The 11,954-nt window shown below is 63.5% G+C and carries 7 protein-coding genes; 5 read left to right on the top strand and 2 right to left on the bottom strand.

What is annotated here, in order from left to right:
- Positions 1–196: 196 nt before the first annotated feature.
- The 5 genes from ACGHN1_RS00490 to ACGHN1_RS00510 all read left to right on the top strand — a co-directional run bounded on the left by ACGHN1_RS00490 (position 197) and on the right by ACGHN1_RS00510 (position 9,390).
- On the top strand, positions 197–3,109 hold the full coding sequence (locus tag ACGHN1_RS00490) for a beta strand repeat-containing protein (RefSeq protein WP_390547380.1): 2,913 nt from the start codon (positions 197–199) through the stop codon (positions 3,107–3,109).
- 283 nt (positions 3,110–3,392) lie between these two features.
- Positions 3,393–5,015 (top strand): TolC family protein, encoded by a 1,623-nt coding sequence (locus tag ACGHN1_RS00495; RefSeq protein WP_390547382.1) that lies wholly within the window; start codon positions 3,393–3,395, stop codon positions 5,013–5,015.
- Between the two features lie 3 nt (positions 5,016–5,018).
- Positions 5,019–6,746, top strand: a complete 1,728-nt coding sequence (locus tag ACGHN1_RS00500; protein ID WP_390547384.1) for a type I secretion system permease/ATPase — start codon at positions 5,019–5,021, stop codon at positions 6,744–6,746.
- Position 6,747: 1 nt separating this feature from the next.
- A complete protein-coding gene (locus ACGHN1_RS00505; RefSeq protein ID WP_390547386.1) occupies positions 6,748–8,097 on the top strand; it encodes an HlyD family type I secretion periplasmic adaptor subunit in 1,350 nt (449 codons plus the stop codon).
- A gap of 24 nt (positions 8,098–8,121) precedes the next feature.
- The gene (locus tag ACGHN1_RS00510) at positions 8,122–9,390 is read left to right on the top strand and encodes a glycosyltransferase (protein ID WP_390547388.1); all 1,269 of its coding nucleotides are present in this window, start codon (positions 8,122–8,124) and stop codon (positions 9,388–9,390) included.
- Between the two features lie 118 nt (positions 9,391–9,508).
- Here the strand turns inward: ACGHN1_RS00510 and ACGHN1_RS00515 are convergent, their stop codons facing one another.
- Positions 9,509–10,582, bottom strand: coding sequence for a glycosyltransferase family 2 protein (locus ACGHN1_RS00515; RefSeq protein ID WP_390547390.1), 1,074 nt, complete (start codon positions 10,580–10,582; stop codon positions 9,509–9,511).
- Positions 10,546–11,925: an O-unit flippase-like protein gene (wzx, locus tag ACGHN1_RS00520; RefSeq protein WP_390547392.1), complete on the bottom strand. Its 1,380-nt coding sequence runs from the start codon at positions 11,923–11,925 to the stop codon at positions 10,546–10,548. Before wzx ends, ACGHN1_RS00515 begins: the two co-directional genes overlap by 37 nt.
- Positions 11,926–11,954 lie beyond the last annotated feature (29 nt).

Consider the following 11,954-nt stretch of genomic DNA (forward strand, 5'->3'; position numbering starts at 1 on the left):
TCTATTGAAAATGGGGTTGTAAGGAGAGTGAACGCTCTCGCGTTCCGCGGGGAAATTTACAAGCAGATCGAAAGATTTAACCACAGATCATGAAGACGCTCGCCGCGGCCCGGTACATCGGGTCAGGTGGGCCTCTAGAGTTTCGGCCGTCCGGGCCGTCCAGTAATTCGCTTAATGTTCACTAGGAGTTCTTAGAATGGCTGATATTCGCGGTTCAGACAACGCCGATACCCTGGTGGGTTCGGCCGATGCCGACACCATCACCGGTAACGGCGGCAACGACCTTCTTTACGGTCTCGCCGGCGACGACACCATCTTCGGCAATGCCGGCAACGACACCCTCGTCGGCGGTGCGGGCACCGATGCCCTGGCCGGTGGCGCTGGCGACGACGTCTATTACGTCGTGGCTGGTGACGGCATCACCGAAGCCGTCGGCGGCGGCTTTGACTTGGTCTTTGCTTCGGGCAGCTTCACGCTGAACGCGAACGCCGAGGTCGAATCGCTCGGTTATGCCGCCGCACCGACCGGCACGGCCGGCGGAGCCAGCGTGAACGGCGCGTTCAACACGACCGCGGACGTCGATATCAATCTCACCGGCAACGAATTCGCGCAGCAAATCGTTGGCACTGCCGGCGACAACGTCCTGATCGGCGGTCGCAACACCGACGCGACCACCGGCGACGTGCTCTTCGGCTTTGACGGCGACGATACCTTCCTGATCTCGAACCCGAATGACGTGGTGGCCGGCGAGGCTGGCTCTACCGGCAACGACATCGTGTTCGTTTCCGCAAGCTCGCTCAACGCGCAGGGCCTGGCCGTGGCCAGCTACACCCTGGGGACCTTGGGCATCGAGAACCTCTCGGCCCAGAACCAGGCGGGCAGCGAATCGCTCTCGCTGACCGGTGCGGCCGACAACCAGATCATCTCCGGCAACCAGGGCAGCAACACCCTCGCCGGTGGTGGCGGTCTGGACACGCTCAACGGCTTCGGCGGCAATGATACCTATGTCATCGGTCGTGTGCCGGGTGCCGCAGCGGGCGATCCCGACACCACGCTGACCGTCATCGGCCAGGAAACCGGCGGCACGGACACCGTTAACTTCGTCGCGGGCGCCGCTGGCTACAACTTCACCACCTTCAACGGCGGCTCGATGGCCGATCTCGAGATCGAGGTGATCAACGCGAACGCCAACCAGCACGTCGTCGGCAACAATTTCGGTCAGACGATCAATGGTGCGGGCGGCAGCGAGACCCTCGAGGGCGGCGCCGGCATGGACACGCTGGTCGGCGGCGCGGGCGATGACGTTCTGCTGGTCGACATGGATGGCGAGACCGTCACCGATGCGTCCGGCAGCAACACCGTCGTCTTCACCGGTACCACGGGCGGCTTCAACCTGGCGAACACCACGTCGGCTTCCGTTCTCGCGGCTGGCGTTTCCATCACGCCGGCTCCGTATTTCAACGTCGCCTCCAACCTCGATCTGAACGGCACGGCCGCGAACACCCCGGGCGTGTACCTCGTGGGTAACACCGCGTCGCAGACGATCTACGGTGCGGGCGGAAACGACATCCTCGATGGCGACCGCGGCACGACGGCCAATGCCGACGTGCTCCGGGGTGGTGCCGGAGACGATATCTACCGGGTCTACGCTCAGAGCGACGTGGTCGGCGAAGGTACGTTCTTGCGCGATGCGGGTGCCAACACCATCACCTACAATGCCGCCACGAACGCCGGTGGCAACGACACGATCTTCACCAGCGCGAGCTATTCGCTGGCGGCGAACGCTGTTGCAGCCGGGGGCGACTTCATCGAGAACCTGACGGTTGCCTCCGCTGCCTCGACGACGGACTACACCCTCACGGGTAGTGCCATCGCCAACCAGATCGTGGGCGCGGCCGGCGACGACACCCTTGCGGGTGGCGGCGACAACGGCACCGATTTCGACACGCTGATCGGCCTTGCCGGCGACGATACCTACATTATCGCCACCGGTAACGAGATCATCCGTGAGAGCGAGAATGGTGGCGACGACACGGCCGAGCTCGGCGCGGGCGTGACCACTTACACGCTTACCGACGGTGCCTATGTCGAGACGATCGACGGCTCCGGCGCGGGTGCCGCTGTGACCATCACGGGCAACGCGCTGGCGCAGGAAATCATCGGCACCGCCGCTGGCGACACCATCTCCGGTGGCGGCGGCGCGGACACCCTGTCCGGTGGTGACGGTGCCGACACCTATCTGGTGGCGACCGACGGTGCGATCATCAACGACAACCAGGGTGCCAACACGGTGACCTACAACGGCGATGCGGGCGGCGGTATCACCGTCAGCAACGGCGCTTCGGTCACTGCGATCAACACCACCGAAGATGGCGGCGTCTACCTCACCGGCAACAACGGCGTTCAGACGATCACCGGCGGTGCCGGAGCCGACACCCTGAACGGTGCCGGCGGCGTCGATGTGAACGGTGACGGCGACACGCTGCAAGGTGGTGCGGGCGACGATATCTATCGTGTGTTCAGCAGCAACTTCGCTGGCACGACCACGGCCGCAGCTGTGGGCGACGTCATCAACGAAGCTGCTGGCGCAGGCAACGACACGGTCTACACCAGCGCCAGCTACGTTCTGGGCGCCAACGTCGAGAACCTCGTGTCCGCCAACCAGAGCGTTGCCACCAACATCACGCTGGTCGGCAATGGCGGCAACAACGCGATCTCGGGCGACCAGGGCAACAACGTGCTGGTCGGTGGTGCAGGCAACGACCGTCTGACCGGCCTCGGCGGAGCGGACACGTTCCACTTCGCGAACACCGGGACCACCAATGCGGACGTGATCGTCGACTTCGCAAGCGGTTCCGACCGCATCTCGCTCGACAGTGGAACCTTCGACTTCGGTGCGAGCTTCGAAGCCAGCGAGTTCGTCAACGGCCGTGAAGCAACTGCTGCCGGCCCGCAGATCCTTTACGATCAGGCGACCGGCCAGATGTTCTACGATGCCGATGGCACCGGCGTCGGCGCTGCCCAGCTGTTCGCTCAGCTTCAGCCGGGCACGGCCGTGACGGCGGCGGACTTCGTCCTGACCCCGGCGGGCACCATCCCGACCCCGTAAGCCTCGGCTTTCCGGACCGGAACAAGAGAAAGGGCCCCCATCCGGGGGCCCTTTTTTGTTGGCGGTAGCCGCTGCACGTCGACTTGCGCCCGTGGACAGCGCCCTCGTTCCCAGTTAAGGGAGCGTGCAGCCGTTCGATGCCAGGTGCTCCGGCTTCGTCCACCAACCCTTTCATAGACGACGACCCCGGCCCATGCGCATCCGCCATTCCTCGAAACCGTTTCCGTGCGATTGGGTCGCGTCGGCACGCCTGCGCGTATCGCCGGGGCGGCGTGCGATCGGCTTGGCCGCATGTGCAATCGCGGCAGGCGGCGCGCCGCTTTCGATCGCCGCGCAACCGACTCCCCCGATCGTTATCCAACCGCCGGCCTCGGCGGAAAATCCCGCGCCTCCGCCGGTCACTTCGACCGAAGTGCCACCCGTGACGATCGATACGCCCGACCGCGGCTATCCGATGGACTCTCCGGCCCGGGACACCGGCATTGATTTGCCGGGGCTCGGCCCGGACCTCGACCGGCCTGCTTCCGACAGGATTGTCGATCTGCCTTTTCCGACGCCCGTGCCCGGAGGCGATTCACCGACCGTGCTGCCCGCCCCCAGCGACCAGCCTCTGGCGATCGATCCCGAAGCCGACCCCGTCCTGCGGACCGCTTTCACCATGGCGCCGAGGGAAGAATTCCTGGAGCTGGTCCATAACGCGGTGGCCCTGCATCCGGCCCTGGACGAGACCAGCGGCTTCGCGACGGAGGCCCAGTACGCGCTCTATCAGCAGGAAGCCGCACTGCTGCCATCGGCCGAGGTCAATATCGTCGGCTTCCAGGTCATCGATCGTCAATTCGAAGGTGATCAGATCGACAATATCGTCGAGCGGACCCGGCCCGATCGACGGTTCGATTACCTCGCGGCCGTCAATCAGCTGCTGATCGATTTCGGCGCAACGTCCAACCGCATCCATGCCGCCGGCGTACGCCTGCGCGCAGCGGCCCTAGGGGTCGACAGTGCTGCGGAGCAGGTCGCCCTCAACACCATTGCCGCCTGGTACGACGTTTATTCCTTGCGCACCATTCTGGCGCTCACGCGGGCCTATCGGGACAGCCAGGCCGGTGCACGAGCCGCGATCGCGGATCGCATCGAACAGGGCGCCTCGGCGCAGGTCGACGCGGCCCTCGTCGAAAACTCGATAGCGCAGCTCGATATCCGGGCGGCACGCTTCCAGCAGCAACTGGATTCGGCCGAAGCGCGCTATCGCGAACTGACGGGGGTCGAACCGCCGCAAGGACTGCTGCGCGCCCCCGAACTCGGACGGATCCCCGCTTCGGTCGAGATCGTTCGGGCAGCGGCGCAGGAAACGTCGGAGGCTCGCGCAGCCCGGCTGCAGGCACAGGCCGCACGTTACGATGCGAGGGCCTCGCGCAAGGATCTGCTGCCGTCGGTGGGAGCATCGGTCAACGCGGGACGCTACGGTCTCATCGAGGATCGGCACGACTACGATGTCGTTGCGCGGGTCACTTTGCGCCAGCGCTTGTTCGGCGGCTTGCCCCAGCGCGCCAAGGCGGCGGAGGCCCACGCCGATGCGCTCGATGCTCGGGCCAGGCGCATCAGCGAAGAAAGCAGTCGCGATGCGGCGACGGCCTATAGCGACTTGCAGTCGTTCGAGCGTCAGCTCGAAGCTCTGCGATTGGCCTATATCGCCACGCGGCAAACCCGGGACGCGACCGTCCAGCGATTTCGCTATTCTCGCGGGACATTGTTCGATGTCATCGAGGCCAGCGATACTTTCTACTCCGCCGCGACAGGCTATATGCAGGCGCTCGCCCAGCGTGATGCGGCCAGGTATGTCCTGCTCGCACGCACCGGAGCGTTGCTGGAGACGCTCGAAATTCCGAACTACACGCTTCGAGACTGATCGATGACCGATTCCCAGATGTTCTCTTCGGCACGGCGCCCATTCGCGCGCTGGCTGCTCGAGCCCATGATCAAGAACCGCGACAATTACACCAAGGTCATGATCGCCGCGGCGCTGATCAACGTGTTCGCGCTCGTCTCCTCGCTGTTCACAATGACGGTGTACGACCGGGTCCTGCCGAACAATGCGACGTCTTCCCTGATCGGTCTGGCGATCGGGATGGGCATCATCATCGTGTTCGATTTCGTCTTGCGGACCTTGCGGGCCTATTTCGTCGATATCGCCGGCGTGAACGTCGACCGCTCGGTGGGCGAGGTTGCGTTCGAAAGGCTGATGGCTATGCGGATGGCGTCCCGCCGGGGCTCGACGGGGGCGCTTGCCGGCACGATGCGCGAACTCGAGACATTGCGCGATTTCTTCGCCTCCGCCTCGCTGGTCGCCATCGTCGACGTTCCGTTCATCTTCCTTACCCTCGCGGTGATCGGTTTGATCGGCGGCTGGATGGTCATCGTTCCGCTGTTGGCGGTTCCGGCGGTGGTGATCGCCGGCATCGTGACCTTTCCGGCGATGGATCGCCTTGCCGCCGATGCGATGAATCACGGACTGGAAAAACAATCGGTCCTGGTGGAGACCATTGGCGGGCTGGAAACGGTCAAGGCTACCGGCGCCGGGGGCATTCTCAAGCAGCGCTGGCTCTCCGCTATCGACAATTTTTCGCACATGGCCACGCGGCAGCGCCTTCTTTCCGCTTTCAGCATGAACATGGCCAATTCGGCCACCACGCTTTCCTACACGGGCTCGATCGTCCTGGGTGTGTTCCTGATCGAATCGGGCGACCTCACCATGGGCGGACTGATCGCCTGTTCCCTTCTCGGCAGCCGCGCGATCGCGCCGCTTTCGCAGATCGCGCAACTGCTTTCGCGCCTCTCGGCGACGAAGACGGCTTTCCGAACCCTTCGTCCGTTCATGGAGGAAGAAGGAGAGGCGGATTTGCCGAATCTCCTCAAACCGGCCCGGATCGAAGGTCTCCTGGAATTCCGCAACGTGTCCTTCCGATACCCCGGCGCGAAGGAAGATGCCCTGTCCGGGATCAATCTGACGATCCGTCCCGGCGAACGGGTCGGCATGCTGGGACGGATAGGATCCGGCAAGTCGACGCTCGCCCGCCTGGCGCTGGGGCTTTACGATCCGTCAGACGGGCTGGTCTTGCTGGACGGAACGGATGTACGCCAAATCGATCCGGCTTCCCTGCGCAAGGCGATCGGTACGGCCATGCAGGAAAGCGTGCTTCTGTCCGGCACCATTCGCGAGAACATTTCGCTGGGACGGCCGGGGATCGACGACGAGGAAATTCTGCGGGTCGCGAAGATCACCGGAACCCACGAATTCGTGGGCAGGATCGCGAACGGCTACGATCTCAGGCTTGCAGACCGGGGCGAGAGCCTCTCGGGTGGACAGCGCCAGGGTATCGCACTGGCTCGTGCGCTGGCGGGGTCGCCGCAAATGATGATCCTTGACGAACCGACCAGCGGCATGGACATGCAAAGCGAGAACAGCCTGATCGAAAGGCTGTCGCCGGAACTGTCGGATCGGACGCTGATGGTCATCACCCACCGCATCTCCCTGTTGCGCCTGGTGGAACGGGTCGTCATCATCGCCGACGGCAAACTTCACGCCGATGGCAAACGCGACGATGTCCTTCGCGCCATCACCAAGCCACAGGCCGCATGAGATGAACGCGCCCCACCCATTCTCCACGACCACTGCGACCGAGACCGATTTCGAGACGAAGAAAAGCGCCGAAGAGACCGGGTGGCTGCGGCCGCGCCGCATGTCGAATTACATGCTCTGGGGGACGCTCGGCTTCTTTGCGATACTTATCCTCTGGGCCGCGCTGACGAACATCGACCGGACGGTGCATGCCACCGGCCGAGTGGTCCCGACGGCGCAGTTGCAGCGGATTTCCAATCTCGAAGGCGGGATCGTCGGACGTGTTCTGGTCAGTGCCGGCGATACGGTACGCGAGGGCCAGCCCCTTCTCCGGCTCGATCCGACCATTGCCGAAAGCGATTATTCCGTCGGTCAATCCTCGCTGGCTGCACTGGATGCCAAGATCGAGCGGTTGACCGCCGAGGTGACGGGCAGGGAGCCGCGTTTTGCCAGTTCGCAGAACAGAGCCGTGCAGGAGCAAATCGAGATCGAACGGTCCTTGTACCGCTCTCGGCAAGCCGATCTCGCGAGTGTCATGGAAGCGTCGCGCGCGCGCCTCGTGCAGGCCCAGCGCGCCGTGAACGAGGCCGAGGCGAACCGCGCCGCCGCCGTTGCCGGACGAGATTCCGCGCAGCAACAGGTTTCCCTTCTGCGCCCTCTCGTGGAGAGCGGGATCGAACCGCAGATGAGCCTGCTTCAGGCCGAGCGTCAGGCGAATGTAAGTTCGAGCCAGGCGGTGGCTGCCTCGGCAGCGATTTCGCGCGCGCAATCCTCCGTCGCCGAAGCGCGGGCCGCATTGGTTCAGGCCCGACAGGACTGGACGGCCAATGCGGGTGCGGAACTGGCGGCGGCTCAGGCCGAGGCCGCCAGTCGGCGCGAAGCGCAGCCTGCACTTGCCAATCGGCTCGACCGCACTGTCGTCCGCAGCCCGCTCGCCGGAACCGTGAACCGCGTGCTGATCAACACGGTAGGGGGAATCGCTCGCCCCGGCGAACCGCTCCTGGAGATTGTTCCGTCCCAGTCCGGGCTCACCATCGAGGCTTCGGTGCGCCCCTCGGATATCGCCTTCGTTCGAGCCGGACAGCGATCGCTGGTGAAGATAACGGCTTACGATTATTCGATCTACGGCGGAATGGAGGGCCGGGTGGTCGGGATTTCTCCTGACGCCATCGTCGATGAGCAGACCGGCGAACCTTATTATACCGTACGCATCAGGACCGAAACCGACACGCTGCTATCTCCGGCCGGACAGAGGCTCCCGATCACCCCCGGCATGGTCGCGGACGTCAATCTGATAGGCGACCAACGGTCGATCCTGAGCTATTTCCTCACGCCGTTCACTCGTCTGAAGGAGACCGCTTTCCGCGAGTGAACGCCGAACGATCGAAGAGAAGGGATGATCGGCAGCGTGAACGTTTTACTGGTCCACCAGAATTTCCCCGGACAGTTCAAACATCTCGCCCCCGCATTGGTCGCACGAGGCGATCGCGTGGTCGCGCTCGCCATGAACCAGTCAGAGCCTATGGATGGAGTGGAGATCCATCGCTCCACGCCGCGGATCGGCACCGGCTCGCAGCTGTCCTGGGCCCAGGAATTCGAAACCAAGCTGATCCGGGGCGAGGCGACATTCCGGACCGCGCTGGAACTGCGCGCCGCGGGGTTTGAACCCGATGTGATCCTGGCGCACCCGGGATGGGGCGACTCCCTGTTTTTGAAGGACGTCTGGCCGCAGGCGCGTCTGGCGATCTACTGCGAATATTTCTACGCGATGGCGGGCGGGGACGCGGATTTCGATCCCGAATTTCCCCTGGGAGACGACCAGGAGGCACGCAATATCCGTCTGAAGCTCAAGGGGTTGCCGCAGAAGCTTCATTTCTCCATGGCCAATCGCGGTCTTGCACCGACCGAATTCCAGAAAAGCACCTATCCCGCCGGCTTCCGCGATCGCATAACCGTCGTGCACGACGGGATCGATACCCGCACGATCCGCCCCATCACCACAGGAAGGATCACCACGGGAAACGGGCTGAGCGTGACGCGCGACGACGAAGTGATCACCTTCGTGGCCCGCAATCTCGAGCCCTATCGCGGATATCACATCTTCATGCGCGCTCTTCCCGCGCTCCTGCGCGCGCGGCCGAACGCGCGGGTCTTCATTATCGGAAACAACGGCACCGGCTATGGCGCGCGTCCGCCCGAAGGAAGCAATTGGCGGGACATCTTTCTGCGCGAGGTGAAGGATCAGCTCGATATGAGCCGGGTCCACTTCGCCGGCTCGCTTGCATACCCGGTCTTTCTCGAACTCCTATCGATTTCCCGCCTGCACATCTATCTGACCTATCCGTTCGTTCTATCCTGGTCGCTCCTCGAGGCGATGGCGCTGGGCACCCCCATTCTCGCCAGCGACACCGCCCCGCTGCGCGAGGTGATTCAACATGGCGAGAACGGCATGCTGTTTCCCTTCTTCGATCCGGTCGCACTGGCCGATCAAGGAGCTGCGATGCTGGCCGACGACGCGCTGCGTCGGCGTCTGTCGGAAAACGCCCGTTCTACGGCCGTCGAGCGCTACGATCTGAAGGATGTTTGTCTTCCGCGCCAGCTCGCATTCGTCGACGGCTTGGCGCAAGATTCCCCGTTACCGCCGATCCTGGAGAATGATCTCTAACGAGGCGTGATAAGTCGATGCCTGGGAGTCGAATAGCGATCCTGGCGATGGTTCCTAACCGAGACGACGACCGCTTGCATAAGAGCCGCGCGAGATCGAAGGCCAATCGGAATCGGCTTCAGAAGGCCCCGTGCCGCAGGCGCCATAGAGCCTCGCGCCGGGTATCGGGATCAGGTAGCCTGATGCCGCCGAGAGCGATTTCCAAAGCCTCCCGGTCGAGCGACACGCCCCACGCACGTTCCGCCTGCAGAGCGTGGTTGGATGCGAGCTGAGGCGTCATGGATGCCCAGTTAGCCGGTACGGCTTCACCCACCATGTCCATTCGATTCGTATGCAGTTGCGTGACGAAACGAAACAACACGTCGTACGAAAGGGATTCGTTGTCGCCAAGGCCGACATCGGCAAGTTCCTCGTCCAGCAGGAACAGCCCACCCGCGCGCGCCATGCGGACGTAAAACAGGAAATCCGCCGCAGGCCATTCGTCCGGATCGTACCCACCCAGCTCGAATGCGGCCTCCCGGCGAAAAAGAAATCCCGCACCGTTGCCGATGAAATTTCCGAAGAAGAGCCGCCTCGCATCAACTTTTAGGACACCGTTGCGAAATGCCGTCCGTTCGAGCGCCCGCCCGATCGCCTTGTTCAGACGCTGCCGGGCGCTGGGAGGTCTAGCCGGACACGGGTTGGCGCGACGGTCGCGTACCCCCTTGCGGCAGACGATTCCATCCGGCGCGCCCAACCGGGCGACAGCCGCCAGGCTGCGTTCCAGAAAGGACGGGCGCAGAAGATCGTCGTCGTTGAGGATTGTCAGCCACGGCGTTCGCGAAAGCTCAATGCAACGGTTCCAATTGCCGAACATGCCCAGGTTCTCGGCATTTACGAAATAGCGGACACGACAGTCGCCCGCTTCCTCCAGCCGTTTCTGTATGGCGGCCGGCTTACCGCCATGTCCTTCGTTGTCGACGATCACGACATCGGGTGGCTCGACGCCCGTCTGGGCCAGCGCGCTGGCGATCGCTTCGACAAGAGTGTCGAAGCGCCTGTATGTCGGGATGGCGATAGTCGCGCGCGGCAGGGAACCCGATCCGCCCTTCTCCCAGACGAGCTCGGACGGCACGCCGGAAATCGCGGCGAAAGGGTCGGATGCAACGAAAGCGGTCATGGTTTGAGCTCTGACCAAAGAAGCAGCGGCCATTTCCAGTTATTATAGGCAAGCTGGACGATCCCCGGTGCCAGGATTAGCGCCGCCACCCCCAAGCCGGCCCACGCGCCCGCGATCGAGAGAATGGCTACGGCAATCCCGGACAAGAGCGCCGCCTTGACGAAAGGAACGGTGTTGCCGGTGGTTATGACGAGCGCGCAACTGGCGTGGTTGGTCTCCAGCAGTAGAACCATCCCCATAAGCAGAATCAGCGGCAAAGGTAGCAGCGCGACACTGCTGCCCACGGAGGCCAGCAGGAATTCAGCGGCGAATGCCACGAACGCCACACCGGTTACGAACAAGGCAAGCAGAGCCGCCTGCCGGATCAGCCACGTCCGATGGAGACCATCACGGTTCCCTTGCACGCGCATACGCACCATCTCGGGAACGGCAACGTTGATCGGGAGCTGCGAGACGGATCCAACCGCGGTCAACAATTGAAGCGTCACTGCATAGCTGGCGGCGACTTCCAAACTGAAGAATGCGGATGCCACGAGCACGTTCAGCCGCGTGATCAGAAATCCCCCGAGCGAGACCATCCCCATCCTCGAGGCGTTCGGCCACAAGGCCTTGAACAGCGCCTTGCTATTCGCCGCGCCCGGTGCGGGGACGATGTTCAACGCGCGGAGCAGGGGCAGCAGTCGAAACTGCAGGATCACGCGCGCGAGAAGAACCGAAACGAGGTTCCCCACGGCAAGACCCATCAAGCCCCAATCGAGCAGCAACGCCCCGCCTCCGATCAGTACGAACCCCCCGCGACTGGCGATCTGCCCCCAATAGGTCGACGACACCCGTCCTGCTCCCAGGAGGAAACCCGCATTCCAGGAAAAGTACAGCATGAGCGCGGTGCCGAGCGAAAACACCATCCATGCCTGCGCCACTTCGGCGAAGGGAACGGCGCCGCGGACGACCTCCGGAAGATAGAAGACGCCGATCAGCGTCATGAGCACTACCACGCCCGCCGCGAGAAGGGCGTAAAAGCGGCGGCACAAACGGAGCACCTCCATGACAAGCGGCAGATTGGGCTCGCCCGTGGTTTCGGCATGGCCGTGTCGCTCGATCGTTCTCGCGCCGGCATAGGCCGACGAGAAGCTGCGCGCGAAGGTCGGTTGAAATCCGAAATCGGCGAGCGCGACGAGACCCTGAAGGGCGATGAAAATGTACCAAATGCCGACTTCCGGAGCGGAAAGACGAGTCACGACCAGCGGCAACAGGATCAGGCCGGATCCGTACTGAAGCATCTGGGCGAGCCCGCCGACAACCACGGCCGAGTTGGCGCGCAATCTGGCCAGGAACAGAAGCGTCGTGGGCTCGCGAAGAAAACCGGTCGGGGGCATGGTGCGATGTTCTGGCGTGGGCCGCGCGC

This window comes from Qipengyuania sp. MTN3-11 (assembly GCF_042851825.1).
In the GTDB taxonomy this organism is placed as follows: Bacteria; Pseudomonadota; Alphaproteobacteria; order Sphingomonadales; family Sphingomonadaceae; genus Qipengyuania.